This is a genomic window from Algoriphagus halophilus, assembly GCF_041729275.1.
Classification (GTDB): domain Bacteria; phylum Bacteroidota; class Bacteroidia; order Cytophagales; family Cyclobacteriaceae; genus Algoriphagus; species Algoriphagus halophilus_A.
Map to the genome: position 1 here is coordinate 2,620,418 of NZ_CP146486.1, position 24,637 is coordinate 2,645,054.

The following is a 24,637-nucleotide window of genomic DNA, read 5'->3' on the forward strand; positions in this document are numbered from 1 at the left end:
ATCATATTATTACTTATGTCCTCGACCATTATCCTTTATCAGTTTGACAAAAATTCACCTACAAGAGACTGGAGGGTTGTAGATGATGGGGTAATGGGAGGAAGATCATCAGGCAATTTCTATGTCAATGAATCCGGAAACGGGGTATTTGAAGGTTTCGTTTCCTTGGAAAATAATGGGGGTTTTTCTTCGGTGAGATATAGGGAGGCATTTCAAATTCAGGACCAAAGCACTATTAGAATCCAATTAAAGGGAGATGGAAACAAGTATCAATTTCGAGTCAAAGCAAATTCCTATGACCGCCATTCCTATATCGCTGAGTTTACAACCAGCGGAGAATGGGAAACAATTGAAATTGAACTCACTACTATGTACCCAGCTTTTAGAGGGAGATCACTTTCGATTCCAAACTTCGATAAGGATCAGATTGAAGAGTTGGCATTTTTGATAGGTAATAAAAAGGAACAAAAATTCCATTTGGAAATAAAGTCTATCCAACTAAACTGATTTTTTGATCGATTTTGAAAGTAAAAAAAAGTAAATCTACTCTTGAATCTCAAGACTTATGTGGAGATTACTTGTTAGATAACTTCTTAAACCCGTCGATTAACACTAATTTGCCTTGATATTCATGAAGTAGATTGAATTGAAAAAACAAGAAAAGACCAAATCCGGACTTCACCCACGAAATACCCATCGGGAACGCTACGATTTCCCTTCATTGATTCATTCCCTTCCTTCCTTAAAGCAATATGTCTCGGAAAATAAATACGGAGATCTCGGTATTGATTTTGCCAACCCTAAAGCAGTAAAGGAACTCAACAAAGCTTTACTAAAGCATTTCTACCAGATTTCAAATTGGAATATCCCAGAAGGATACCTTTGCCCTCCTATCCCAGGAAGGGCAGACTATATTCATCATGTGGCTGATTTATTAGCACAGTGCAATGCCGATATTATTCCAGAAAAAGTTCATGTGCTGGATATTGGAACTGGAGCAAACTGTATTTATCCCATCTTGGGCAATGCGATTTATGATTGGTCCTTTGTAGGAACTGACATTGACATCCAGGCTCTGCAGGCGGCTCAAAAAACCCTGGGTTCAAATCCGAAACTCCAGCAAGAAATCACCCTTCGCTATCAGGAAAACACTGCCCTGATTTTAAAAGGAATTATCCGATCTGATGATGTATTCGATATTTCCATTTGCAACCCCCTTTTCACGAATCTCAAGCCGAAGCTGAAGCAGGAAGTAGAAGAAAAGTGAAAAACTTAAAAGGCAAAGTAGCAAAAAAAGTACCTCTAAATTTCGGAGGACAAAGCAATGAATTATGGTGTGAAGGAGGAGAACTTTCGTTTATTAAAACCATGATCAAGGAAAGTGTGGAATACAAATACAATTGCTTTTGGTTTACCAGCTTGGTCAGCAAAGAAGAACAACTCAAAGAACTTATCCTAGCTTTGAAAAAGCTAGAGTATCAGAGAGAAAAATTATTGATATGGCTCATGGAAATAAAAAGAGCCGAATACTTGCCTGGACATTTTTATCTCCCGAAAAGCAGGAAAACTGGAGGAGGATGAAATGGAATAAAGGCTAATCCATAAAAAAACAGCGAATGAATAATCCACTCGCTGTTTTTTCATTTTATGGATATGGGACACACCTTTACCCAGTTAATTACCTTAAGAATTAAGGGTACTCTCCACAGAGATTTCCATATTCAACGCTCTGGAAATTGGACAATTTGTTTCTGCATCTTTTACCAATTCATCAAACTTTTCTTGTGTCACACCATCCACTGTTGCCTTCAGCACCAGATGGGATTTCTTAAGTGTTCCCTCCTCAAAAGTAATATTGGAAGTAACATCCAGCTCAGTAGCAGTAAAGCCTGCTTCCTGTAGATTAAAACTTAATTTCATGGCAAAACAACCAGCGTGAGCAGCAGCCACCAACTCTTCCGGGTTGGTACCTACCCCATCTTCAAAACGTGATTTAAAAGAATATTGTGTTTTGTCTAAAACTGTGCTTGCCGTAGTCAAATGACCTTTTCCGTCTTTTCCGGATCCTTGCCAAACGGCCGTTGCTTTTCTAATCATGGTTTTATTTTTAGGGTTAAAAGTATGCTTATATAAACCAAAGTTAGAGATCAAAGTTCAGAATTAATCCATTCTCTTTGATCCAAATTAATTATCCACCCCTTCCAGTTTTCTTTTTCAGTGGAAACTTTTTCGATTTTAAAACCAGCCAATTCTTCAAATACTTCCAGGTATTGATCTGTGACATGATCCCAATTATATTTTTTAACCAATCCCTCTCGAGCGGTCTTCCGAAAATAATCCATACGTTCTTGGCTGTTTTCTGCAGCCTCGACAATGTCCTTCACAGAGTCCACTGATTTTTTGAAATACCAGCCATGTTTCCCCTCTTGAAGCATTTCCTGGTTGAAAGGAGTATCCAATGCTAAGATCGCACACCCATACCCTAAGGCTTTCAGCATCGCAGGATTAGTCCCACCATATTCGTGTCCATGGAAATAGGCATAACAATGGGTGTACCAAGCAGCTAAATCAGTAGGATCAGTGACATAACCCAAAAACAACAAGCGATCATCTTCAATGTTTTTTAACACCTGAGCATAATCATCTAGGTAAGGCACATCACCTACAATCACCAGTTTTCTTTTTGAATCAGAATTTAAAAATCCCTGAATGATTAAATCAGCATTATTATCAGGCACCAGTCTACCCACAATCAGAAAGTAATCTTGAGGCTCTACTCCCCATTTCATTACCGGTGAAGGTTCTACTTCCTCTTTTGGATTAGCACCGTAGGCAATTACTTTAGATTCGGCATTAAATAATTCCTTATATACCCGTTGCATTTCATCCGAATCATTGATAATTCGATCGTAATATTTGGTTGCCATTTTGGAGGCCCAGAAAAAATACTTAGATCCTAGTCCTCTCCATTTAGGCCGTAGCCATTCCAATCCATCTACATTAATCAAGGTAGCTTTTCGGAAAAATCGAGAAATCAACCCAAAAGGGCCATTTCCACTATTGACCACAAAAATCACATCTACATCCGACAGACAGGCATGGATCATAGAGAAAAAGTATGAGATAGTTGTGTTAAATACTTTGACTCAATCGCCGGAGTATAGATGCATTCAATTCCATTGACATACCTAGGTTTCTCTACAAACAAGGCTTTATGGTTGTACACTCGAACGTGTACGCCTTTCAAAACCAACCTTTCTCCCAGCTCTTTCACCATGGTATCATATCCCCCGTAAACGTAAGGATATCCTTTGGCACCCATGATTGCTACTTTTAGTTTTCGTTGAGATGCCTCCATAGGTGTTTTTGCATTTTTTCCTTAAATGTATTCAAATTATATTCAATCAACACTTTACTTCTTCCAGCTTCACCAAAGCTTTTAATTTTTTCATTATCCAATATCAGCGTTTTTAAAGCTTCCACTCCCTTTTCCACATCCCCAATCGGAATCAAAAACCCAGTTTTTCCAGGCTCAACCATTTCCTCTGCTCCACCAGATTGCGTAGCGATTACTGGCTTGCCAGAAGCCATGGCCTCCAAGATTACTGTGGGAAAAGAATCAGGTAATATAGATGGCAACATAAAAATATCCGTTGCTGCTAAAACTTCCGGAATATCCTTCCGAAACCCTAAATCACTAACGGATTCTTGTAATCCATTGTCCCTAATTACGGATTTAATTTCTTCTTGGATTGATTCATATCCAGGAAAAGGATCACCCACTAAAACAAAATGACATTGTGGATAAGTCTGCAATATACGCTTTGCAATTTCTAAAAAGAAAAGTTGACCCTTTCCAGGATTAATCCTCCCCACCATAGTGATCACCAATTTATCCTCTGGCAAGCCTAAACCTGTTTTGGGATCTGAATAGGTAGCCATGTACTCCTCATATGGAATCCCATTGTGAATCACCTCAGGTTTCGCCATTTTCAACTTGGTATCCCAATGATTTTTCACCGCCTCCGAAACCACAATCGGATATGGGGTACTGGAATCCAACATCTTTGCCAGCAACTTCACCAGTGGACCTGGACCCAAGACTATTTCATGAATATGCCAAATGTGAGCAAGTTTATTTTTCTTGGCCCAATATGCTCCAACGATTACTGCAAGGGTATTGGAATACACTAATTCAAATTGAAACTCCTCATGTAGTTGATTCAAAAACTGGTAAGCTTTGTAGTTTTTTGAAAATCGGTTGACCAAGCCTTTCGCATTCACATACTTCCTTCGTAAAATTCCAAGATTTTGAACTTTTACGATAAAGCCTTCAGACTCCATTAATTCACCAAGAGGACCCTCTCCAGTCATGACCACGACCGGATTCAACCCTTGATCTTTGTAAATCCTCAATACCTGAAGTAAGATTTTGCCAGAACCATACAGCTCTGAACTACTTTGAAGAAAAAGTACGTTTCTCTTCTTACCCATTCTTCTTAAAATAAACTCCCACTATACCAGATTTTCCAAAAGCGGAAGCAAGAGATTCGATCAAATAAGCAACAGGTGTCAACAGGGCAACACCCAGCATTAATCCTACTGTCTTCTTCTTTTTTAATGCCAAAATCAAATGGTCTTTATATCCAAATAAGCTGAATAAAGCTTGAAGCATTCCCAATACTCCCAAATGAATAGAAAAGGATTTTCCTCCTACTTTCTTGTATCCAACATCCTCAAACTGTTTCACCAATCCCGATTCCGTCCAGTGGTTTAAATGTTTGGGAATATCCCAATGTAACCACTTGGTTCCTGCAATGTTTGCCTGCCAGGAATCAGTTCTTGGAACTTCAATATACAATAGACCCGTTTCAGCCAAATTCGATTTAATCAACTCCTTAACCATTGAAATAGGGGCTGGGAGATGCTCTAGGACATGGTTAAGCGTAATCAAATCAAATGGTTGACCAGTAACTTTTCCATGAGAATAAAACTCTTGTATCACTTCCACTTGATACTTATCCACAGCAAAAACTGCTCTATCCCTGGCAGTTTCAATACCAATACCATTCCAACCTAACTTTTTGGCCTCTGCTAAAAATTGCCCTTTTCCACATCCAAAGTCCAATAACTTATTTTGAGCTGGACTAAGTAAATATCTTGCTTTGTTTAAGACTTTTCGAGCTTCACGAAAAATCAGCTTTTCAAATACAGATTGTCGGTTATCCACCACTGCATATACTTCATCTTCATAGAGTGCGTCTGAATCTAATTCATCAGAAATAAAAGTCCACTTTACCCGACAATTAGGGCAATTAATAATTGAAAATTCCTCTGGTGATGAATTAGGTTCTTGGTTGCAGACTGGACATGCAATTTGCCTCATATTCTAGGGGCAGCATTCAAAATCAAATGCTGAAAAGCTTCTATAAAATGTTGAGGGGAAAACTCTTTGCTTCGTTGAAGACCTTTTTTGACCAATTCTTCCCGAAATGCCTTTTCCCGGCCCAAAAGTATCATTTTTTCTGCCAAATCTGATAAATCACCGGTCTTGAATGCAATTCCCGCTGATCCACTTACTTCCATTAAGGCCTCCTGATCTGAATGTATGACCGGAATCCCCTCTCGCATCGCCTCTAGAATTGGTATTCCAAAGCCCTCATTTTCAGAAGGAAAAACATAGGCTAAAGCATGTTGATATAAACTCCTGATCTGTGCATCTGAGATATATCCCGGCAAAATCACCCGATCTTCCAACCCTTTTTCAAGAATTAGTCTTTCAATCAAAGGATAATCATTCATTTGGACGCTTTGCCCAGGTCCTCCAGCAAGAACCAATTTGAATTCTTCTTCCTGAATTTTCAAAAACGCCTCAAATGCTTCTACCAAAAGCCGTAAATTCTTTCGCTTATCAAAAGTTCCTACATGCAGAAAATAAGGAGTTCGGTCCAATGAGTATTTTTTAATCAGAAACTGATCCTCTTCCTTACTGATACTTTTGGGGCTCTGGTAAATCACATGGATCGGAAGACTATTTCCAAAATACTTGACCAAAGTCTTTTTAGAGTATTCTGTAGTCGTGATAATTTTTGTACCCTCTTTTAATCCCTTTCGGATTAAGCTTAGAAAATACTTCCTCCACCAAAGCGGGTAATTTTGGGGCATCTGCCAAAAAAAGCATCATGAATGACAGTAAGTCGTTTGCAAGGTAAACTAGCAGCAGGTGAAACAAAATCAGGACAGATTAAGATATCCGGTTGAACCTTCTTGACTAAATCAGGAAGTTGAAACTCTTTCCATCGAAAGTAATCCAAATGATAATTCAGACGCTGAAATTTGGATTCAGGATTTTTAAAAGTCTGATCAGCAGCCTGGGATTTTGGATCATGGGAAAATATCCATTCTATTTCAGGATGCGGATAGTCTACCGCAGCTTGGGCCAATTCCATCATGTAGGTCTTGATGCCTGTAGTAGCTACATTAAGATATTGTAAGTCTAAAAGTACTTTCAAAGGATTGATTTTGACTCGAATTTAGAGATTTTGGAGGAAAAAATAGTTGGGGATACTTTGAACATGTACTCAGTAGTCTTATAACCATTCTGAATAAAGCAATAAACCGACCAAGGAGAATAATTGCACACACTCCCATTCAAAATTGTAAAATCTATTTTATCCAAGTATCATTCTTTGCTCCACTTTTAATCTGCTGTAGGCATGAACTGAATACCCTGCCATCCACCAGGTAGTCCAGGCAACATAGGTATACATTTCAGCATTGGCGGTAAAAAGAGGCAATAACAACCCTACTTTCACAGCTGCTGCTACAAATGCTATCCGGGCATCCATGGTATTATCAGATCGATAGAAAACACGCAAACTCAATATAACTGAGGATGCTAGTGTCAAGATATATAAAATCATGCCCAACCATCCTAATTGTACCCCATAAATTAAAAACTGATTTTCGCCTCCAACACGAAGTTCATCTGAGACACTACCAGCATTCCCACTCATCGCCAGTCCAATTCCAAAAGGGTTTCCTATCATGGAATCCAATGCCAATAACCATTCTACCACGTGGCCAATACTTGAAGTATTTTCAAATGTTAAGGTATCCACCACAAAAAAGTAAAAGTCATCAGAAGCAAAGAAGATCACATAGACTCCAAAGGCTAACAAACTTAAAAATCCAGCGGCAATCAACTTATACAGGCCAAACACCAAAGCCAAGAAGAAGATCATCACGAAGAAAGCTCCAAATGCAGCTCGAGAAGCTGAAAACACCAGACTTCCCAAAGAGCAAATCATTACTAAGATGTACAACCAATTATATTCCTTTTTACTGGTCAAAAACCAAATTAAGCCAGCAGCAAACCCCATCAGCACAGAGCTGGCCATTTCCAATGGATCTGAAAAAAACTTGCCAAACGCTTGGTCACGGCCTGAGTTTCAAATGTCCAAGTCAATCCAAAATTTCCAGTTGGATCAATATCATTGATAGCATGATTGTACAGCGCATATCCCGTGTATTGCTGCAAATGGGCATTCAGCAGATAATTTTCAAACAAATTGACTAGGAAAGCCCCGATAGCGATGGCAAAAATCATCTGAAATAAACCTCGAATCTCATCCTGGTTGAAGGTGGTATTCCTCCCCAAAAAGTAGACAATTCCGGGAATCAGCATTCCCTTAAAATAAAGGGCTTTGTTAATAAAAGAGGCCTGTCCCAAAGGAAGAACTAAATAGATACTTCCCAGAGCCAAAAACGCCAACATAAACCAATCTACCGATTGTAATCGAAAAGGGTATTCGAAGATATTCTTTCGAAAAAATATAAAGGAGAATAAAGCTAAAAGTACGATTGCTTCTTTCAACACTTGAAAAACTCCCACCAATGAACTGGAGCCAGTAGTCAGATACACCAAACTCAAAGTGGTAATATAAAAAGGCAACAATCCGATAAGGAAATAGATAAAGTATTGCCAGTTTCCTTTAAACGCAACTTCCTGAACCACCCAGAATAGACCTGCCGCGACCACAAAGACAATTAAAATAAAAAGAATCAAGGCCATTGCATTGGATTTTGTAATGGAAATTTGAACCCATCTTTGATCCCTCTTGCCACAGATTTTAATTTCTGAAACCTACCCCGAATAAAAAATATCCCATCCATAATAAGAACCTACTTATATGATAGGCAAAAGCAAAAGGTTTCTCCAATCCAGAACAGGCACTTCTTAGTAGGAATAACTGGTTTCTTACATGCAGATAGAACACTCGCGCACTCAACGTACCTTCCGAATGCTTTTTTGGAGGAGGCCCCAGCTTCATGATAAATTTTTGCTTTGGAGGCCAGCGCAATCCCATATCCATTTTCTAGAAATCGTAAGGACCATTCTACATCTTCGAAATACGCAAAATACCCCTCATTCAGTAATCCGACTTTCAATAATGCTTCCCTTGTCACCAGCATACAGCATCCTGTAGCCCAATCCAAAGGACGATCAGCAACGTTGGAATTCGATAGAAATTCCCTGTCACCTAAGGTAATTGCCCTACCCAGAAAAGAATTCCATTTCCCTCCCGCGCTCCAGATTTGGTCTTTTTCATGTAGAAAACAGATCAAGGGCTGAACCATTCCCAACTGGGAATTTGACTGAAACCTTCGGATCATTTCTCCCAAAAATCAGACTCAACCTCCGTATCATTATTCAACAACATGATATGAGAATATCCATCTTCTAAAGCTTTCCTGATTCCTACATTATTGCCACCTGTGAATCCCAAGTTTTGCTCGTTTTGAATCAAATGAATATCCGGATATGCTGCTTTCAGACGGCTTCCTTCCTGATTTTCTGACGCATTATCTACTACAATTATTTTGTAATCAGGAAATTTAAGATGCTGAAGCGATTGCAAACAGGCTTCGGTAAACTCAAACCCGTTCCAGTTTACTAATACAATAGCTACCGAAGGTTCAGGTATAAAAGCCATGGATCAGTTTTCTATTATTTTGATACAACAACACCATGCAAATTAAAAAGACAATTACCTCCGTTGAAATAATGGCAATACACACACCTACACCCCCATCATTGAGGTCAAAATAGTAGCCGCTACAATCATGTACAAACACATCATCCAAGAGGCTTTAAACAACAGATTCTTGAGATCAGCTACCAACATCATGATTACATTGGCAATGTTAAGGCAAGCCAAGAATGGAACCAAGGCCAACAATTGAAGATATGTAACTGATTCAATCAACTCAGATCTTGAAAGTACTTGAATCGTCCAAGGAGCCGTCAAATAGGTTGCACCTGCCAAAAATGCTCCAAAAGCGAGTACCCTGAAATAAACACTTCTCAAAAATTTATAAAATCCGGCCTCATCACTTTTATATAATTTGGCTGCATTCGGGTAAATCGCCTGTATGATCAATGCAGGAAACATTCTCAACACCATCACTACACGCTCTGCCAAAGAATACATCCCCAGGGTCTCGGCCACGGAGAAGAAACTTAGAATTATCAATCCTCCATTGATTGAAATATGGCTAGCCAAATTACTAAAGAATAATAGAATATTATCTTTTAAGCTTTTTCGAATCGCTGAAAACTCAGGTCGATACACTCTAACCCCCATAAAAGTATGGATGTAAAAGAGCAGAAAAATATTGATGGATAAACCGAAGAATCCCATCATAAAATTCACCCATCTGCTTTGACCTGGATTGTGAATAAATAAGACGATCCCCATCAAGAATAGCAGCTTACTAAAAATATTGGCAATGCTGATCAACTTCATTTTCTCCATCCCTTGGAAAAACCAAAGTGGAAGAGTGGCTTCAGAAAACAACATTAAAGAGGAAAAAACCAAAATCATCTGGTACTCTTTGAATAAGTTCAATCCAAATACCGAAATCAGAATAATTAACGTGGCGATAGTAGCCAATAAGATTTTGGCAGAAAACACATTGGACACCAAATGAGATAAAGCAGTCTTGTCTCCTTGATTGATCGCAACTTCACGTGGGGCACTTAGATTGTACCCAAAGCCTACCAAAATATTCAATAAGATAATTACCGCAAGTGAAAGGTTTACCAACCCAAATTGATCGACCCCAATACTTTGTATAAGCAAAGGCATGCTAATAATGGAAATCAGGACATTAGAAGATTGAATAATTGCTAAAAACAAAAAATTTTGAATGGATTTGTTCCTGATAATATTGCCGATCGGAAGGAGTAATAATTTTTCAAACATGCCAGCTTTTCATTTAGCTTTCCTGCACATGCTTCTGATACAATCGGCGGAAATACACCACCAATAGGGTCAACATCCCAACAATTGCACATCCAAAAACATTCCTTTAACCAATCGTATCTCCGTTCGCTCCAACGGCAATCTTGGTGAATCAATAATTTGTATTAAGGGAGAGTTATTACGGTGATTTACTTTTGCAATCTCCAAATTTTTTACGATTTCCTCATAAACAGCCCCAGTTGCCTGAACATCAATTTGCCTCTTTTTACTTTCTATGGTGGCAGAACTCAACAATGGATTCGCATTGGGAACTTTATCAGTGGCAGTGGCATAAGCACCAATACTTTCATCCAAAATAGCTCTCACAGAATCTGCCTGAGATTGTAAAATGGCTAAGTTCTCACTGGTCTTCTTTGTCTTTGTCTCCTTGTAAAACTCATTGACATTTTCAACTAAGCGCTCGTTGAATACTTTGGCATACAATTCATCCTTTGAAGATACCGTTACCTGGATTATACTCAACTTTCTATCGGGCTTGGTCACACTCAGTTGATTTTCGCGAATAAGCTTTGCTACTTCTTTGACGACTGAATCCTGAGATACTGTAAAGTCCTCCCGGTTAATAGAAAAATCCATGGACGGGATATCTACTTTTGAGGCCCATTTTTTATCAATCTCTTCAAATGCTATAAAACGATCAATTAAGAGTTCATTTTCATTGAATGGACTGAGTAAGGCATCGTCTAGCATTCTATCCGAGCGGTACAGTTCCATGATATTATCTCCCTGAAACAAACCACTAGTGCTTCCTAAGGATCCTAAATTTACTCCCACCAAGGATGCCAATCCCGACATTTGCCCCATGCTAGCTGCATCTCCTTCTTCTAATACAAAAGAGGTACTAGCATTGAAAATCGGTTTTTTAAAAATGGAAACCAGTGCACCAAGAACCATCCCAATAATCCCTGCTAAGATCAAAATTTTCCATTGTGAAAGGAAATAGGCGATCCAACTGGAAAAGTTTTGAAATACTTCCTTTAGTGTAAATTGATTTTCCGAAAAGTGCTTTCCTCCTGCCATTACCAGTTAATTTGGGATACGACCAATGCCAAGGTAGCCAAGCCAGTGGTGATTCCTACAATCTCACCTAAACGCAATGGAATCTTTGGACCTTTGGTAGGTACAATTACTTCTGCTCCGGTTCTACAGGTGGATAATTTCTAATACCCAAAAATCCTTTGGTTCTTTTACAGCACCATTGGCATAAACCACATAGGTTTGCTTTTTATTGGCTCTTCTTTCAAATCCTCCAGCACCATTGATGTAATGCTTCAAACTTCTATTGGATTCATGTCTTAAAGTCGTTGGATACACCACATCACCTCTCATTCTGACCGTTTGCAATAGTTTGGGTACGGATAAAATATCTCCTTCTTCCAGTAACAGGTCATCTTCGGAACCTGGGTTATTTACAATTGCTTCCAAATCAATAGCAACCGCTTCTGTTTCTTTGATTTTGACTGCAAATCCAGGGGTTTCCGAAGCAATTTGATCCAAGGACTCTTTTTTATTTTGGGCCAACTGGGTATCCACTGGTGAATCCTTCTCTTTGGGAAGGTCCTTAAATAGTCTTTCCAATAATTGTTCCTGTGCTTCGGAATTATTCGGATCAGCCAGCAATTGAAGTTTCAAATTCTCCAAATTCCTCTGTCTTCTTAATTGCTCGGATTCGGTATTGAAAAATTCGGTTCTCCGGATCAAGGTAGCTCCTTTAGAATACGCAAATTGGTTGAGTCCTCCAGCTCGTTTTACCAAATCGGAAATTCGTTCTCCACTGGTTTGAATGGCAAAAATACCCGGCGAATTGACTTGACCTTCTACTGCCACCAACTTCTGCATATTAAAATTTGCCCTTTTTCTTACAATCACCTGATCATAGGGCTGTAGTACTTCACCATCTAAATTGAAAGACAAATCAGCATTTACTTGAACAGGAATTATTTCAGACAAAGTCCCTAAATCTGCATCTTCCAGCCTTCTTGCTATTTCAATATCATTAGTATTGGCAGATTCTTGGAGGCCCCCCGCCATGATTATCAACTCCTCCACTTTCATCTCAGAGGAATAAGGGAAAATTCCTGGCCGCTTTACTTCCCCAAGAATCTGAACATATTTTTCGTTATTGATATCATAAATACTGGCAATTCTAACCACGTCTTCACGCTGCAAAGGAATATCAGAAGCTGTTCCATCCAAAATAGATTGGAGATTTACCTGCACCATTTCCGTACTAAGATCATCTTTGGTTCGAAGGATACTGGCCTGCTGTGTATAGGCATCTCCTCTGAGCCCCTCGGCATTCTTTATCAATTGAGAAAGGGTCAGCCCATCGGTCAAAGCAAAAGTACCTTCTCTAAAAACTGCTCCTTTGATTTGAACTCGATTGGAATACCTGTTTAAAATTCGCTGAACTGTGATCTCATCTCCACCTTTCAAGGGGAACATGTTAAACTGGCTTTGGTATAAGTCCGAAACCGATCGTTGATTCCCGGTAATTCTGGAAATGGCTACCCGATCTTTAAATGCTTCATCCGTAAATCCTCCAGCATATTGAAGTAAATCCTCAAAGGTGTCCTCATGGGCTATTTCAAAGGTCATAGGACGCTTTACCTCTCCTTTGATTTTTGCTCTGGAAATAAATGGAGAAACCAATATCACATCTTGATCTTGTAGCTGTTTATCCAAGTCAGCCGTCCCTTTTATCAACAAATCGTAGACATCGATTTCCGCAATCTGTTTATTGTTTCTTACCAATTTGATGGCCCGCATGGTACCATTAGAGTTTGGTCCTCCTGCTGCATACAGTGCATTGAAAACTGTAGAAAATGCACTTAAAGTGAAAGTGCCTGGGAGTCTTACCTCACCCAAAATATGTACTTTGATCGTACGAACATCACCCAAGGTGACGTTCAAAAAGTAGATGGATTACTTCCAGTTAACCCGGTATAATACCTGGAAACCCTATTTTTAATAATGCCAGTGGCCTCCTCAATACTTTTTCCAGAAACGGATACCGGCCCAATATTATCCAATAGCACAAACCCATCAGGGTTTACTGTTGCCTCATAATACTGCTCAGATTCACCGTAAATATCTACATACAACAAATCCCCTGGGCCCAAAATATAACTGCTTGGTGTAGCTTGGTTCAAACTTGGCTCAAAACTCAAGTTTCTCGTTTTATTATAAAACAGGGAGGTTCCAAAAATTTGATTCTCGGGGTCGATCTCCTCCATTTCCGCTTGAGGCCGAAAAATCCCTCCAGCAATCAAATCAAAGTCAGCTTGCTTTCTCGGATCTCTTTTGGAGGCTTCCGAGGACCTTTTGAGGCCTCGTTCACCCAAATCCAATTTGGCAATACGAGCTTTTAACTTCGTCACTTCCATGGTAGGCATTCCCCTTAACTCTGCCATTTCCAAAAATTCCTCAATGGAAAGGCCTGCTTGTGCGGACCTGTTCAGTAACTCCTGAATCTCGGCATCGCTCATATCATCCACCTGTATTTTGGTAAAATCACTGTTTTGCTGAGCAATTACCTGTGGAGTTGCCAATCCTAGGAAGGCAAGTAAGGCAAAAAAGTACCAGAATCTTTTCTTTAAAATCATGTTATAGGCTAGCTGTACCGATCAACTTGGGTGTACGTCGAACAAATATTGACATTAAAAATCCGTGAATTTCTTATTTCTACCAAATATAGTTCCAAAAACCTACTTTCCAGTATTCCTGATTTCAGGCTATTGGGTGCAATTTTGACAGATATCAATCTGGGAACGATCCGCAAGTAATTGATTCCTAAAAAGTTGATAAGCTGGAGATTTCCAAACATCCAGTAAAGGTTCTTTTTCAATTCTCCCATGACATGATTTGCATCTTTATCAAAACAACAAGGGACTACTTTACCATCCCAAGTAACCACAGCTCCTTGCCACATCCGCCAACACTTGTTTTCCAACTTCTTTTGAGTTTCCATTTCCCATCATTACTGGGCACATACCTAGAATATCCCAGATCAGAAGGAATCAGCTCAGAACCATTTTCAAAGTCATAAATCTGGGTAGTTTTCAATTGCAACTCATCTACCTTCATCTCCTGAGCCCATTGCTTTAATTTAGGAAGTTGATGTTCATTTTGTCCAGTCACCAAAAACTGAAGTACAATCCTAGGATACATCGAATTTGATTTCTCTCTTTCTCCTATTAGAAGGCTTAGTCCTTCTTTGACTTTTTCCAAATCACCTCCCACCCGATATTGTTGTAAACGTCTTGCGTGATTCCATCCATGGAAACAATCAATTGCTTGAGCCCACTTTTCAAAATTTCCTGTACGGTCTCCTCTTTCAAATAATGCGCATTGGTGGAAGTAGAAGTAAAAATCTTTTGAGAGTCAGCAAATTTGACCATTTCTAAAAATCTCGGGTTTAAGAATGGTTCTCCTTGAAAATATAGATGCAGCCAGCTAAGATGGGCTTTGGATTGAAGGATGACTTTTTCAAACAACTGATCCTGGAGCATCCCTGTAGGACGGGAAAAAGATCTTAACCCTGAAGGACACTCCGGACATCTGAGGTTACAGCTGGTCGTCGGTTCAATGGATAAGGTAGTAGGCATTCCCCATAAAACCGGCCTTCCCATGATTCTGGAAATTTGAAATGAAATTCGCAGCAAGAAATAATTCCAAACTTTCCAAAAAGTAAGGTAGTTGAGAAATGCTTTTGCTGTAATCCATTTGTTTTTCACCTTAGCAAGTAAATCAAATGCTTTGTTGCTACAAAGTGTATTTCTTTGAATTAATAAAAAGTACTTCCGATCGTTTACTTACTTTTGAAAGTCAAAACCATCATTCATGAAGCTTCTAAGATTTTCGATTTACGTATTCTTGTTAATCATCGCCTTTTCCTGTGTGAAAAAGGAAGTAGCATGTGAACTTGACTCTGAGATATTAGATCAAGACTTAATCCTTGAAATTGTCCGGTTAGAAGATGAATTTTTCAATGCGGAGTCGAAAGAAGATTTTGAGTTTCTACTTGAAAAATATCCTGATTTTGCGGAAGGGTATTTAGGGAAAAGTCTTTATTCAAGTCCTGATTCTTTGATTTCAGAACTCCTCGCCATTCATCAGGATTCTGCAATGAATGTGCTTTATGATTCCGTTAAAGTGGAATTTCAAGATATTTCCGAAGTACAGAAAGACCTTGAAAATGCCTTCAAAGCCATCAAATATTACTTCCCCGAGTTTCAGGTCCCTAAAGTTTATACCTTTTTAAGTGGCTTCAATTCAGATTTGATTCTTACTGAGGACATGATTGTGATTGGATTGGATTATTATTTACCCATCACTCACACATTTCAGCCGGACTTACCTCGATACATGGCCGAGCGGTATGCTCGCCCCTATATCGTTCCTATGATTGTCACGGCCATTTCATCTCAATTCAATGAAATCAATCCACAGGACAATACCATGCTGGCAGAGATGATCTATTATGGCAAAGCCTATCATTTTACCAAAGCAATTATGCCCTGTACTTCAGACCAATTTATTATTGGGTATACCGAAGATGAAATTGCTGAATGCTATGCCAATGAGGAATACATTTGGGCTCATTTTGTAGAAAATGAACTTCTGTACGAAACCAATCCTTTTGAAATCACCAAATACTTGGGAGAAGCCCCTTTTACGGATGCCATCAGTACCAAAGCCCCAGGTCGATTAGGAAGATGGTTAGGTTGGAACATCGTGGATGATTATCAGTTTAATCAAGACGTAACCTTAACGGAATTGATGGATAATCCTGATGCAGAAGAGATTTTTAGGCAGTCAGGATATAGGCCTCGTCCCCAAAATTAGTGGGGAATTTACTAGGGTCAATCACCTGTAGGACCTTCGAAACGGCCAAATCCTTGGAAAAATAGCGTTCGGCCAGGGTTCTGGAGTTCTGTTTCATCTGCATCAAAAGAGCCGGGTTTTCTTCCAGATTTTCCAATTTTGAAAAACTCCCTTCCAATTTTCCGGGAAGAAATGACACTCCCAATTTATTCTGTTTCGAAAGCTGATAAACCCAGCCTTTATGGTTGACCAAAATTGCTTTTCCTGCAGCAATGGCATCGAAAAACTTATTGGGGCTATTGGTTTTTAAAACAGGTAAATGTGCAAAGGAAATCCAGACAAAATCAGCAAGAGATAAAACCTCCTTCACCTTCTCCTTAGAGCCAAAAGGTATAAACTTGACATTTTTCAACCCATTTGATTCCGCAGTTTTCTTTAATGCTATCTCCAAACTTCCCGTTCCCATGATCAAAAATTGCCAGTTCTTTTCTTTGAACTGAGCATACTTTGCCAAATCCAACAGTTCTTCCACTGCATTCACTTGGCCCAAAGCCCCGGTATAGGCAATCGTAATAGCATCTGAAAGCCCATATTTATTCAGAATGGAAGAATTCTTTTTCTCTGGTTTGAAGAGATGAATGTCGGAGAAATTTGGAATCAGAAACACTTCAGATTTAGGACTCACTAGCCTTAGATGACTTGCAATCCCAGGGGATAGCGCAACCAATTTCAAGGCATTGTTATAAATTTTCTTCTCCAATCTGCGAAAGTAATTAATCAGGAATCTGCTCTTAAGCGCTCCCACCTCAATAGGTGCTTGTGGCCAAAGATCCCTAATTTCAAAAATATAGGGAATTGCCATTTTTCGCTTTGCCCAAAGTCCAATCCACCCAGTAGTCAAAGGGGTGGAGGTAATGTAGAGAAGATCAGGCCTACTCAGCTTTTTTAAAAGCTTTTTTGCCTGGACACTAAACTCATAAAATGCTTTGCTTCGCTTAAAAAATCCAAATTTTTGATCATAGGCAACTGGCAAATAATGCACCTTTATCCCATCTATCCATCGCTGATCGTAGTGCTTTTGCTTTCCAGCTGTAATTATTTCTACATTGATCCCAGCATCCACCATACCTTTGGCCAGATGATAGGACCGAACGGCTCCCCCTTCGCTTGGAGTCCGAAAATACTGATGGATATAGATGACTTTCATAGCTTTTTTAATTCAACCCATTCTGCCAACAAAAAGATGTTGTATAAGATCAAAAAATGAGATTTGGCGGCAGGTGCTGGATTTTGAACCATCTCTCTAATAGGGGAAGGAATATATTCACCATATGATTTTTCAAATAATTCCAATCGGTTGAATACTCTTTTAGAAAACGATCCTTCCTCCGCAAACCATTCTTGCAAAGGTAAACCAAACCCAAACTTTTCCCTTTTAGTAACCATTTCCAAACCTGCTTCAATCAGCAGCTCTTTGATCCAGACTTTTCCTTTCATTACGGATTCTTCCTGTATTTCATTCCAAAATGCAAGCATGCTTCCGGAAAGGTAAGGGGCTCTCCCTTCTAGGCTATGTGCCATCAATGCCTGGTCATGGATTTTGAGCACATCCTGCACTAAATAAACTTGTCTGTCAAAATCTAATGCCCTTTTATATGGACTCAATTTTGAGTTGAAAACCCGGTCATATTCTGAAGCCAGATCGTCGGAAATAGGCTCCAGAGCAGTAAAATTTAGAAAGGTTTTAGTTGGGTTGTTTTCCAAAGAGTTTAGAAACTTCTTTGTCTTCCTTCCCATAGGCAAATAGTTCAACCAGGGCTGAAGCATCATCAATAAATTTTGATTTTTTAGGTAAAAATCAAATGCTCCATGTCTGGAATACCCCCCATAGTTCATCGGCTCCAGCTCCAGAGATTAACACTTTTACCTCTTTTTTGGCTTCTTTTCCGATCAGCCAAGTCAGGAATCCAGCAGAATCCCCAATTGGAAAATCCAATGACCTCAAATAGGCCTCCCAATTATCCCAAAATACCTGCTGGTCCACATGGATCAGATGATGCTCCATAGGGATCCTCTCGGTCAATGCGATGGCAGCATCTCCGTCAGCATATTTTTTTCTGTATTTCTTTTCGACCTGAATGGAATAAGCTGGTAAGGATGTGCGGGATAGTTCATACCAAATCGAATACAACAAACTGCTATCCATTCCTCCGCTCAGCATGATTCCCACAGGAACATCCGCTTGGAATTGTGTGGTGACCGCTTGAGATAAAATACTCTTGAATTCCTTTTTAGTAAACTCCTGAGCTTTTGATTTAGCAATGGGGATGTTGTCCCATCTAAATGTAGAATGCTGCTGGATATGGCTATACCTGGCAGGCTTCCATTCTTTGACACCTTTAAAAAGTCTTACCCGGGATAGGGGTCCTCATAAAACTATAATTCTCTAGTTGTTTTTTGTCCAGCTTTGGCTCTGAAAGTTTTGCTATGCCACTTGCTACCGAGGAAATGATCAATCTATCTTGATTCTGGGAGTAATAGAGCGGCTTTTCTCCATTTGGATCTCTCGCCACTAAAATTGAATTATCTTTTAGGTCTACAAAGATCAAGGCAAACATACCCTCTAGCTTTTCTAGACCCTTGACGCCAAAAACCTGAATCCAATTGATCAAAACTTCAGTATCGCAATTGGTGGAGAACTCAATCCCCATCTTTTCCAATAAGATACGAAGTGTTTTATGATTATATATTTCACCATTCCAGACCAACAAAGTCTTTCCGTCATTAGACCAAAAGGGCTGATCAGCCTCTGGACCTGGATGTAAGATCTTGAGTCTATTTGCTCCTACCCACATTCCTGGCCAAGGACTGAGCGCATTTTCCTGATCTGGACCCCGGTAGGCACCTTCTCCCATCAGGCTTTGAATAGCAGCTTTATTTGCTCCCTTCCCCCAATAAAGATGAATCCCACACATTACTTTGTAGATCTGGTCACTGTGCCGTAATTCTTCTCGAAGTATTTGCAGAGATGGGTAATGGAGCATTCCTCGCATTTAGGTTTCCTAGCCAAGCAAGTATACCTTCCATGTAAAATCAACCAGTGATGTGCTACATGCACATATTCTTTTGGAATGTGTCGTATCAGCTGCTTTTCCACTTCCAAGGGAGTCTTGGCGGTTTGGGTAACTAAGCCTAATCTTTTGGAGACCCGGAAAACATGTGTATCTACGGCCATATTGGGTTGGTTCCAAACTACAGAAGTAATCACATTTGCAGTTTTCCTGCCCACTCCAGGCAATTTGATCAACTCCGCTACTGTCTCTGGAACTTTCCCTCCAAAGTCCTCCACTAGCATTTTGCCTAGCCCTAACAAGTGTTTGGTTTTATTATTAGGGTAAGAAACAGATTTGATATAAGGAAACAGCTCATCAAAATTAGAAGCTGCCAAATATTCAGGTCCTGGGAAGTCCCTGAAAAGTGCGGGCGTCACCATATTGATTCTCTTATCTGTACACTGAGCAGATAATACCACTGCCACCAACAATTGAAATGGATTTTCATAATGCAGCTCAGTTTCAGCCACTGGCATATTTTCAGAAAAGTGTTTTATAAAAGCTTCATACCGTTCTTTCTTCAGCATGGAATCAAAATTTCTTTGAGTTTTGAAGATAGTTAAATTGGAAAATTTGAAGTATCAAAGGGAAGAATTTAGTTGAATTTTAAGAAAACTTTATTGGAATGAGGAAAAGAGTCCTGACAATTTTATCTTTTATCATGCAACTGAACCGATCCAACTTAGGACTGCCTAAACTATTATTCTCACTAATCATGATTTCTATCACTTCAGCTAGTTTTTCACAGCAGGGACCACGTGAATTGGGAATTCACTTCGGAATTCTACCTACTGGAACTTACAATGCTATTACAGATGTGCCAGGAATCAAAGTGGGACAACTTACCAAAATTGAAGGGAATTCTATACGAACTGGGGTGACCGCAATCCTTCCACATGGAGGAAATATTTTTCAGCAGAAAGTACCCGCAGCGATATATGTGGGAAATGGCTTTGGGAAATTAGCTGGTGTTACTCAAGTACAAGAATTGGGAAATATAGAGACTCCGATTGTTCTGACCAACACCTTGAGTGTTGCTGCAGGGATTGAGGGTGTGGTAAAATACAGTTTGAACCTTTCTGGAAACGAACAGGTGCAATCTGTGAATGCATTGGTAGGAGAAACGAATGATGGATATTTGAATGATATCCGAGGAATGCATATTTCAGTAGAAGAAGTTTTAGAAACGATCCAGTCGGCCAAATCTGGTCCCGTAACCCAAGGAAATGTGGGGGCAGGTACCGGAACCGTTTGTTTTGGATGGAAAGGTGGAATCGGAACTTCATCCAGAAAACTACCTGAAAGCCTGGGCGGATATACTCTGGGAGTACTCGTCCAAACCAACTTTGGAGGAAATCTTCAAATTGGAGGAATTCCTGTTGGAGAGAAATTGGGCAAATATCCGTTTAGAGATGCACTGGAAAAATCTGATGGTAGTTGTATGATTGTGGTTGCGACTGATGCTCCTTTATCTGATCGGAACTTAGAGCGGTTAGCAAAAAGAGCGATGATGGGTTTGGCAAAAACTGGAGGGATCGCTTCCAATGGTTCGGGAGATTATGTGATTGCCTTTAGTACTGCTGAAGGATTAAGAATCCCTTATTCAGCAAAATCAGGAGAGTTGATGCAAACTGAAACGTTAAGAAATGACGACATGACTCCACTTTTTTTGGCTGTAATTGAAGCGACGGAAGAAGCCATTATCAATTCACTTTTTGCGGCTGAAACCATGGAAGGGAAAGATGGTAGAAAGGTGGAAAAACTGCCCATTGAAAAAATCATCGAATGGTATAAATAATTGAAATTGCGATGACAGAAATTGGATATTCAGGAACACCACTAGCCAAAAAACTTGGAATCAAACCAGGAATGGTGATCCAGGCTCTCTATTCGCCAAAGCCCTATATCCAGTTTTTCCATGATTTTCCAATGGAAGTCATTATCGAGGAAAACACTCCATTTTCTCCCCAAGCGGATTTGATCCATTTTTTTGTAACAAGTGAAAAAGAGCTGAAAAGTGGTTTCAACCATGTATTAACTCATCTAAAAAAATCTGGATCCGCTTGGGTCAGTTGGCCAAAAAGAACTTCAGAAATTCCTACGGAAGTAGATAAATATCCAATCATGAAATATGGATTGGATGTGGGGTTGGTAGATGTCAAAGTAGCCGCCATTGACCAGGATTGGAGTGGGCTAAAATTTATGTATCGACTGAAGGATCGGTAATTGAAATTTGTTATCATTCCATATCAACTTCCTCATATTGAAATATCTGTAGTTAAAAATTTAACTTTTCTAATAAAAACGGTTAACTTTTAAGTCTAATAACTCCAATTTTTAAAGTTGTTAGACTTGCTGTCAGTTTGCACCTTAATTCTTTTGCAAGCTAACCGATTGCTCAACTAGTACTTTTTTCAATTGATAAACAAAAACACTAATGGAATCTTCATCAAATCATCCCACACCTGAACATATATTAAAAGTCGGATCTGGATTCATAGCTTGCAAAGCCCTACTTACTGCGGTAAAATTCCAGCTTTTCACCAAATTAGCCGCTCATCCCGACCAAACGGCCTTGGGATTGAAAAAGCAGTTGGATTTAAAATGTTCGGATCGGCATTTTTATGATTTCATGGATGCATTGACCGGTCTGGGCTTTCTTCAAAGAACCGGTTTATTGGAAAATGCCTGGTACGCAAATAGTCCAGATGCTGAAGTTTTTCTAGATAAAAATAGACCCTCCTATATTGGAGGTATTCTGGAAATGATGGATGCCAGATTATATGGGTTTTGGGACAATTTGGATGTGGGGTTGAAATCCGGCAAACCTCAAAATGAAGCTGTTCATGGAGTTAATATTTTTGAGGAAATTTATAAAGACCCTTTCCTCCTTGAAAATTTTGTCAATGGGATGACCGGAGTACAACTCGGTAATTTTATGGCATTTGCGAAGCAATTTGACTTCTCAACGATCAACACATTGACCGATGCAGGAGGATCTGCGGGATACCTATCCTTATTGGTGGCGCAAGAAAATCCACATATGACCTGCACCAGTTTTGACTTGCCTCCTGTGGGTCCAATTACCAAATCCACTATCAAAAAATTTCATCTGGAGGATCGGGTAAAAAGTATGGATGGAAACTTTTTTGAAGACCCGATACCCAGTGCTGATATGATTGTAATGGGAAATATTCTCCATGATTGGAATGAAGAAGAAAAATAAGTCTCATGAAAAAAGCATACGAATCCTTGCCAGAAGGAGGTGTATTTGTCGCAATCGAAAATATCATCGATCAGGAAAGAAAGCAAAATGTCTTTGGCTTATTGATGAGTTTAAACATGCTGATCGAAACAGAAGGAGGATTTGATTATACCTTTAGCGATTTTTGTACTTGGGGAGAAAAGGCAGGCTTCAAATCATTCAAGTTGATGCCATTGGAAGGACCAGCTAGTGCGGCATTCGCCTACAAAAAATAAAAATGCCTGTTCATTTAATATAGCATCATGATTTAACTAATTCTATCTTAAATTGAACTGGTCCTTCATTCTATCTATGAAATTTATATTTTTAGCATATGAATTGCATTTTTTAGTATATTAATAACCAATAGGAGTTTTTCTAATTTGGATTACCATAGTGCTTTTTCAAAACTAGACCAAAAAACAGTCCAATCCGAAAAAAACGGATACCCCATTTTAATTCTCTTTCTGATGAAAGCTAAGGAGTCTATTAGTGCAATTTACCCAAACCTGGGTTATTGGTTGATGCTATTTATTTTTGCCACGTTCGCAGGGTTTTATGTCACCTATTTTTCAAAGCTCACCTATACCTTCCCTGGTATAGTTCACATCCATTTTGCTTTTATGGGCACCTGGATGGCCATGGCCATTGCCCAACCCTTACTCATCAAATACAAAAAGATTTCTTTACACCGTAAAGTAGGAAAGTTAAGCTATGTGGTATTGCCTCTCGTGATTATTACCTCCTTTCTCATGATCAGGCATAGTTATCAAACCCAATTGAGCTTGATGACAGAAAATATAGCCTCAGGTATGGAGTCAATGTCGTTGGAACAGGGGTTAATTTTATTGGTTCTTATCAAGCACTACCCATTGTCTATTTGATCTGGTTGGCTATTTTCTATACGCTGGCCATTTACAAGAAGAAAAGCCCAAGTGTGCATGCTCGATACATGATCGCAGCTGTGCTCACTTTCATAGGCCCCACATTTGATCGCATCTTATTTTACCTATTTGATATGCCATTTATTCTTCCGGGCATTCCTGCAGAATATGCTTCTTTCTTTTTAATTGATTTGATTCTTTGCTACCTAATAATAAAGGATGTCCGAAAAGAAAAGAACTATATGCCTGTTGCTTTTTCTCTGGGGATTTACATACTAATTCAGGTGCTTTATTTCCTAGTACCAAAGACAGAACTGTTCTCCAACCTAGTCAATTCCTTATTTAGTTAAACCCAAGTAAAATGAAACGAAGAAAATTTATCGAAGCCTCTACCATTAGTGTTGTTGCAATCAGCTCTTTCGGATTTATTCGATTTGACGGTAAGAAATATGTGGGAGATTGTGAAACTACTACAGATATTTTAGGGCCTTTTTATAGGCCTGATAGTCCTATGAGAAGTAATCTGAATATTTCGGGAAGCAAAGGGAAACCCATTCATTTGACAGGCATTATCTTAAATGAGGACTGCACAACTCCTTATGCCAACGCAAAAGTTGAACTCTGGCATTGTGATCATGAAGGGGTTTATGATAATTCGACACCTGCTTACAATTACCGCGGAACTGTGATGACAGATTCCAAGGGTCAATATGGCTTTTGATACCATTTTGCCAGTTCCTTATGATGCTGGAGGAGGATTGATCAGACCAGCACATTACCATATGATGGTTACGGCGGCTGGATACCAAACCCTAGTGACGCAACTTTATTTTTCAGGAGATGAAAACATCAAAAAAGATCCGTGGGCATCCAATGATGCTGCAAAGAATAGAGTGTTGGAAATATCTCCCGATGGCAGAAATGGAAATATAGTCACATATCATGTAGGACTTTCCAAAAAATTAAACGTGGAAGAAGCGTCCTTGGAAAAACTAACTGGAATGTATACGTCTGAAAATGGGGATGATTCACTGGAGCTCTTCCAAAAGGAAGGAAGACTTTGGCAAAAAAATGAGGTCTTTGGAATTGTCTACGATTACTTAGGAAATAATACGTTCGAGTTTCCTGGATTACACGATGGCTCCTATCAAAGATTAATATTTCAAAATGGAATCTTAAAGCAGGAAATGTTTCAACCTGGTTCAGAAGTAAAATCACGATCTTTTACGAAAATTTCTTAAT

General features: G+C 39.3%; 30 protein-coding genes and 3 pseudogenes. 11 read left to right on the top strand and 22 right to left on the bottom strand.

Annotated features, from left to right (window positions below; translation table 11 throughout):
* Window positions 1–15 precede the first annotated feature (15 nt).
* Together V8V91_RS13990 and rlmF are read left to right on the top strand one after the other, a co-directional pair.
* Window positions 16–507 carry a CIA30 family protein gene (locus tag V8V91_RS13990; RefSeq protein ID WP_373395644.1) on the top strand — a complete coding sequence of 164 codons (492 nt, stop codon included), beginning with the start codon at window positions 16–18 and terminating at the stop codon, window positions 505–507.
* 214 nt (window positions 508–721) lie between these two features.
* Window positions 722–1,581: pseudogene (gene rlmF, locus V8V91_RS13995) on the top strand (23S rRNA (adenine(1618)-N(6))-methyltransferase RlmF).
* Between the two features lie 102 nt (window positions 1,582–1,683).
* Here rlmF and V8V91_RS14000 read toward each other — a convergent pair.
* The 17 genes and pseudogenes from V8V91_RS14000 to V8V91_RS14080 form a co-directional block, all read right to left on the bottom strand.
* Window positions 1,684–2,097 (bottom strand): OsmC family protein, encoded by a 414-nt coding sequence (locus V8V91_RS14000; RefSeq protein WP_373395645.1) that lies wholly within the window; start codon window positions 2,095–2,097, stop codon window positions 1,684–1,686.
* A gap of 50 nt (window positions 2,098–2,147) precedes the next feature.
* Window positions 2,148–3,358: pseudogene (locus V8V91_RS14005) on the bottom strand (glycosyltransferase).
* Complete coding sequence (locus V8V91_RS14010; RefSeq protein WP_373395647.1) at window positions 3,334–4,494, bottom strand: glycosyltransferase family 4 protein; 1,161 nt, start codon at window positions 4,492–4,494, stop codon at window positions 3,334–3,336. The pseudogene V8V91_RS14005 and the gene V8V91_RS14010 overlap by 25 nt, the downstream one beginning before the upstream one ends.
* A complete protein-coding gene (locus tag V8V91_RS14015; RefSeq protein ID WP_373395648.1) occupies window positions 4,487–5,386 on the bottom strand; it encodes a class I SAM-dependent methyltransferase in 900 nt (299 codons plus the stop codon). Before V8V91_RS14015 ends, V8V91_RS14010 begins: the two co-directional genes overlap by 8 nt.
* Window positions 5,383–6,165, bottom strand: a complete 783-nt coding sequence (locus V8V91_RS14020; RefSeq protein WP_373395649.1) for a glycosyltransferase family 4 protein — start codon at window positions 6,163–6,165, stop codon at window positions 5,383–5,385. Before V8V91_RS14020 ends, V8V91_RS14015 begins: the two co-directional genes overlap by 4 nt.
* Complete coding sequence (locus V8V91_RS14025) at window positions 6,123–6,512, bottom strand: hypothetical protein (RefSeq protein ID WP_373395650.1); 390 nt, start codon at window positions 6,510–6,512, stop codon at window positions 6,123–6,125. Before V8V91_RS14025 ends, V8V91_RS14020 begins: the two co-directional genes overlap by 43 nt.
* A 159-nt stretch (window positions 6,513–6,671) precedes the next feature.
* Entirely contained in the window at window positions 6,672–7,400 is a 729-nt protein-coding gene (locus tag V8V91_RS14030; protein WP_373395651.1) for a hypothetical protein, read from the bottom strand.
* On the bottom strand, window positions 7,382–8,074 hold the full coding sequence (locus V8V91_RS14035) for a hypothetical protein (RefSeq protein ID WP_373395652.1): 693 nt from the start codon (window positions 8,072–8,074) through the stop codon (window positions 7,382–7,384). Before V8V91_RS14035 ends, V8V91_RS14030 begins: the two co-directional genes overlap by 19 nt.
* Window positions 8,075–8,184: 110 nt before the next feature.
* A complete protein-coding gene (locus V8V91_RS14040) occupies window positions 8,185–8,676 on the bottom strand; it encodes a hypothetical protein (RefSeq protein ID WP_373395653.1) in 492 nt (163 codons plus the stop codon).
* Window positions 8,673–8,996: a glycosyltransferase family 2 protein gene (locus V8V91_RS14045; RefSeq protein ID WP_373395654.1), complete on the bottom strand. Its 324-nt coding sequence runs from the start codon at window positions 8,994–8,996 to the stop codon at window positions 8,673–8,675. The genes V8V91_RS14040 and V8V91_RS14045 overlap by 4 nt, the downstream gene beginning before the upstream one ends.
* An 87-nt stretch (window positions 8,997–9,083) precedes the next feature.
* Complete coding sequence (locus V8V91_RS14050; protein WP_373395656.1) at window positions 9,084–10,202, bottom strand: oligosaccharide flippase family protein; 1,119 nt, start codon at window positions 10,200–10,202, stop codon at window positions 9,084–9,086.
* 135 nt (window positions 10,203–10,337) lie between these two features.
* Window positions 10,338–11,348 (bottom strand): exopolysaccharide biosynthesis protein, encoded by a 1,011-nt coding sequence (locus tag V8V91_RS14055; protein ID WP_373395657.1) that lies wholly within the window; start codon window positions 11,346–11,348, stop codon window positions 10,338–10,340.
* 123 nt (window positions 11,349–11,471) lie between these two features.
* On the bottom strand, window positions 11,472–13,241 hold the full coding sequence (locus V8V91_RS14060; RefSeq protein WP_373395659.1) for an SLBB domain-containing protein: 1,770 nt from the start codon (window positions 13,239–13,241) through the stop codon (window positions 11,472–11,474).
* The gene (locus V8V91_RS14065) at window positions 13,238–13,933 is read right to left on the bottom strand and encodes a polysaccharide biosynthesis/export family protein (RefSeq protein ID WP_373395661.1); all 696 of its coding nucleotides are present in this window, start codon (window positions 13,931–13,933) and stop codon (window positions 13,238–13,240) included. Before V8V91_RS14065 ends, V8V91_RS14060 begins: the two co-directional genes overlap by 4 nt.
* 129 nt (window positions 13,934–14,062) lie before the next feature.
* Window positions 14,063–14,298, bottom strand: a pseudogene (locus V8V91_RS14070) (SPASM domain-containing protein).
* Window positions 14,220–14,498, bottom strand: coding sequence for a hypothetical protein (locus V8V91_RS14075; RefSeq protein ID WP_373400850.1), 279 nt, complete (start codon window positions 14,496–14,498; stop codon window positions 14,220–14,222). Before V8V91_RS14075 ends, V8V91_RS14070 begins: the two are co-directional and overlap by 79 nt.
* A gap of 35 nt (window positions 14,499–14,533) precedes the next feature.
* Window positions 14,534–15,064, bottom strand: a complete 531-nt coding sequence (locus V8V91_RS14080; protein WP_373395663.1) for a radical SAM protein — start codon at window positions 15,062–15,064, stop codon at window positions 14,534–14,536.
* A gap of 106 nt (window positions 15,065–15,170) precedes the next feature.
* Here V8V91_RS14080 and gldB point away from each other — a divergent pair, with 106 nt between their 5' ends.
* Window positions 15,171–16,175 carry a gliding motility lipoprotein GldB gene (gene gldB / locus V8V91_RS14085; protein WP_373395664.1) on the top strand — a complete coding sequence of 335 codons (1,005 nt, stop codon included), beginning with the start codon at window positions 15,171–15,173 and terminating at the stop codon, window positions 16,173–16,175.
* Here gldB and V8V91_RS14090 read toward each other — a convergent pair.
* The 5 genes from V8V91_RS14090 to nth all read right to left on the bottom strand — a co-directional run bounded on the left by V8V91_RS14090 (window position 16,138) and on the right by nth (window position 19,794).
* Window positions 16,138–17,361 carry a glycosyltransferase family 4 protein gene (locus tag V8V91_RS14090; protein ID WP_373395665.1) on the bottom strand — a complete coding sequence of 408 codons (1,224 nt, stop codon included), beginning with the start codon at window positions 17,359–17,361 and terminating at the stop codon, window positions 16,138–16,140. The genes gldB and V8V91_RS14090 overlap by 38 nt on opposite strands.
* On the bottom strand, window positions 17,358–18,050 hold the full coding sequence (locus V8V91_RS14095) for an asparagine synthase-related protein (protein WP_373395666.1): 693 nt from the start codon (window positions 18,048–18,050) through the stop codon (window positions 17,358–17,360). The genes V8V91_RS14090 and V8V91_RS14095 overlap by 4 nt, the downstream gene beginning before the upstream one ends.
* The gene (locus V8V91_RS14100) at window positions 18,013–18,384 is read right to left on the bottom strand and encodes an asparagine synthase-related protein (RefSeq protein WP_373395667.1); all 372 of its coding nucleotides are present in this window, start codon (window positions 18,382–18,384) and stop codon (window positions 18,013–18,015) included. Before V8V91_RS14100 ends, V8V91_RS14095 begins: the two co-directional genes overlap by 38 nt.
* 169 nt (window positions 18,385–18,553) lie before the next feature.
* Complete coding sequence (locus tag V8V91_RS14105) at window positions 18,554–19,129, bottom strand: hypothetical protein (RefSeq protein ID WP_373395669.1); 576 nt, start codon at window positions 19,127–19,129, stop codon at window positions 18,554–18,556.
* Window positions 19,129–19,794 (bottom strand): endonuclease III, encoded by a 666-nt coding sequence (gene nth / locus V8V91_RS14110; protein WP_373395671.1) that lies wholly within the window; start codon window positions 19,792–19,794, stop codon window positions 19,129–19,131. The genes V8V91_RS14105 and nth overlap by 1 nt, the downstream gene beginning before the upstream one ends.
* Before the next feature lie 188 nt (window positions 19,795–19,982).
* Between nth and V8V91_RS14115 the strand changes: the two genes are divergently transcribed.
* The 8 genes from V8V91_RS14115 to V8V91_RS14150 all read left to right on the top strand — a co-directional run bounded on the left by V8V91_RS14115 (window position 19,983) and on the right by V8V91_RS14150 (window position 24,636).
* Window positions 19,983–21,065, top strand: a complete 1,083-nt coding sequence (locus V8V91_RS14115; protein WP_373400688.1) for a P1 family peptidase — start codon at window positions 19,983–19,985, stop codon at window positions 21,063–21,065.
* 11 nt (window positions 21,066–21,076) lie between these two features.
* Entirely contained in the window at window positions 21,077–21,493 is a 417-nt protein-coding gene (locus tag V8V91_RS14120) for a DUF3052 domain-containing protein (protein WP_373395673.1), read from the top strand.
* A gap of 211 nt (window positions 21,494–21,704) precedes the next feature.
* The gene (locus V8V91_RS14125; RefSeq protein ID WP_373395675.1) at window positions 21,705–22,493 is read left to right on the top strand and encodes a methyltransferase; all 789 of its coding nucleotides are present in this window, start codon (window positions 21,705–21,707) and stop codon (window positions 22,491–22,493) included.
* A 5-nt stretch (window positions 22,494–22,498) separates the two neighbouring features.
* Window positions 22,499–22,747: a methyltransferase gene (locus V8V91_RS14130; protein ID WP_373395677.1), complete on the top strand. Its 249-nt coding sequence runs from the start codon at window positions 22,499–22,501 to the stop codon at window positions 22,745–22,747.
* A 234-nt stretch (window positions 22,748–22,981) separates the two neighbouring features.
* Window positions 22,982–23,395, top strand: coding sequence for a hypothetical protein (locus V8V91_RS14135; protein WP_373395679.1), 414 nt, complete (start codon window positions 22,982–22,984; stop codon window positions 23,393–23,395).
* A complete protein-coding gene (locus V8V91_RS14140; protein WP_373395682.1) occupies window positions 23,392–23,745 on the top strand; it encodes a hypothetical protein in 354 nt (117 codons plus the stop codon). Before V8V91_RS14135 ends, V8V91_RS14140 begins: the two co-directional genes overlap by 4 nt.
* 11 nt (window positions 23,746–23,756) lie before the next feature.
* The gene (locus tag V8V91_RS14145) at window positions 23,757–24,116 is read left to right on the top strand and encodes a hypothetical protein (RefSeq protein ID WP_373395684.1); all 360 of its coding nucleotides are present in this window, start codon (window positions 23,757–23,759) and stop codon (window positions 24,114–24,116) included.
* Window positions 24,106–24,636 carry a hypothetical protein gene (locus V8V91_RS14150; RefSeq protein WP_373395686.1) on the top strand — a complete coding sequence of 177 codons (531 nt, stop codon included), beginning with the start codon at window positions 24,106–24,108 and terminating at the stop codon, window positions 24,634–24,636. The genes V8V91_RS14145 and V8V91_RS14150 overlap by 11 nt, the downstream gene beginning before the upstream one ends.
* The last annotated feature ends 1 nt before the right edge of the window (window position 24,637 follow it).

Bases quoted from the DNA above. Each gene is read 5' to 3' on its own strand.
- V8V91_RS13990 (WP_373395644.1), top strand. From the start codon at position 16: ATGTCCTCGACCATTATCCTTTATCAGTTTGACAAAAATTCACCTACA.
- V8V91_RS14000 (WP_373395645.1), bottom strand. From the start codon at position 2,097: ATGATTAGAAAAGCAACGGCCGTTTGGCAAGGATCCGGAAAAGACGGA.
- V8V91_RS14010 (WP_373395647.1), bottom strand. From the start codon at position 4,494: ATGGGTAAGAAGAGAAACGTACTTTTTCTTCAAAGTAGTTCAGAGCTG.
- V8V91_RS14015 (WP_373395648.1), bottom strand. From the start codon at position 5,386: ATGAGGCAAATTGCATGTCCAGTCTGCAACCAAGAACCTAATTCATCA.
- V8V91_RS14020 (WP_373395649.1), bottom strand. From the start codon at position 6,165: ATGCCCCAAAATTACCCGCTTTGGTGGAGGAAGTATTTTCTAAGCTTA.
- V8V91_RS14030 (WP_373395651.1), bottom strand. From the start codon at position 7,400: ATGGCCAGCTCTGTGCTGATGGGGTTTGCTGCTGGCTTAATTTGGTTT.
- V8V91_RS14035 (WP_373395652.1), bottom strand. From the start codon at position 8,074: ATGGCCTTGATTCTTTTTATTTTAATTGTCTTTGTGGTCGCGGCAGGT.
- V8V91_RS14040 (WP_373395653.1), bottom strand. From the start codon at position 8,676: ATGATCCGAAGGTTTCAGTCAAATTCCCAGTTGGGAATGGTTCAGCCC.
- V8V91_RS14045 (WP_373395654.1), bottom strand. From the start codon at position 8,996: ATGGCTTTTATACCTGAACCTTCGGTAGCTATTGTATTAGTAAACTGG.
- V8V91_RS14055 (WP_373395657.1), bottom strand. From the start codon at position 11,348: ATGGCAGGAGGAAAGCACTTTTCGGAAAATCAATTTACACTAAAGGAA.
- V8V91_RS14065 (WP_373395661.1), bottom strand. From the start codon at position 13,933: ATGATTTTAAAGAAAAGATTCTGGTACTTTTTTGCCTTACTTGCCTTC.
- V8V91_RS14075 (WP_373400850.1), bottom strand. From the start codon at position 14,498: ATGTATCCTAGGATTGTACTTCAGTTTTTGGTGACTGGACAAAATGAA.
- gldB (WP_373395664.1), top strand. From the start codon at position 15,171: ATGAAGCTTCTAAGATTTTCGATTTACGTATTCTTGTTAATCATCGCC.
- V8V91_RS14090 (WP_373395665.1), bottom strand. From the start codon at position 17,361: ATGAAAGTCATCTATATCCATCAGTATTTTCGGACTCCAAGCGAAGGG.
- V8V91_RS14095 (WP_373395666.1), bottom strand. From the start codon at position 18,050: ATGAACTATGGGGGGTATTCCAGACATGGAGCATTTGATTTTTACCTA.
- V8V91_RS14105 (WP_373395669.1), bottom strand. From the start codon at position 19,129: ATGTGTGGGATTCATCTTTATTGGGGGAAGGGAGCAAATAAAGCTGCT.
- nth (WP_373395671.1), bottom strand. From the start codon at position 19,794: ATGCTGAAGAAAGAACGGTATGAAGCTTTTATAAAACACTTTTCTGAA.
- V8V91_RS14115 (WP_373400688.1), top strand. From the start codon at position 19,983: ATGATTTCTATCACTTCAGCTAGTTTTTCACAGCAGGGACCACGTGAA.
- V8V91_RS14120 (WP_373395673.1), top strand. From the start codon at position 21,077: ATGACAGAAATTGGATATTCAGGAACACCACTAGCCAAAAAACTTGGA.
- V8V91_RS14125 (WP_373395675.1), top strand. From the start codon at position 21,705: ATGGAATCTTCATCAAATCATCCCACACCTGAACATATATTAAAAGTC.
- V8V91_RS14130 (WP_373395677.1), top strand. From the start codon at position 22,499: ATGAAAAAAGCATACGAATCCTTGCCAGAAGGAGGTGTATTTGTCGCA.
- V8V91_RS14135 (WP_373395679.1), top strand. From the start codon at position 22,982: ATGAAAGCTAAGGAGTCTATTAGTGCAATTTACCCAAACCTGGGTTAT.
- V8V91_RS14145 (WP_373395684.1), top strand. From the start codon at position 23,757: ATGAAACGAAGAAAATTTATCGAAGCCTCTACCATTAGTGTTGTTGCA.
- V8V91_RS14150 (WP_373395686.1), top strand. From the start codon at position 24,106: ATGGCTTTTGATACCATTTTGCCAGTTCCTTATGATGCTGGAGGAGGA.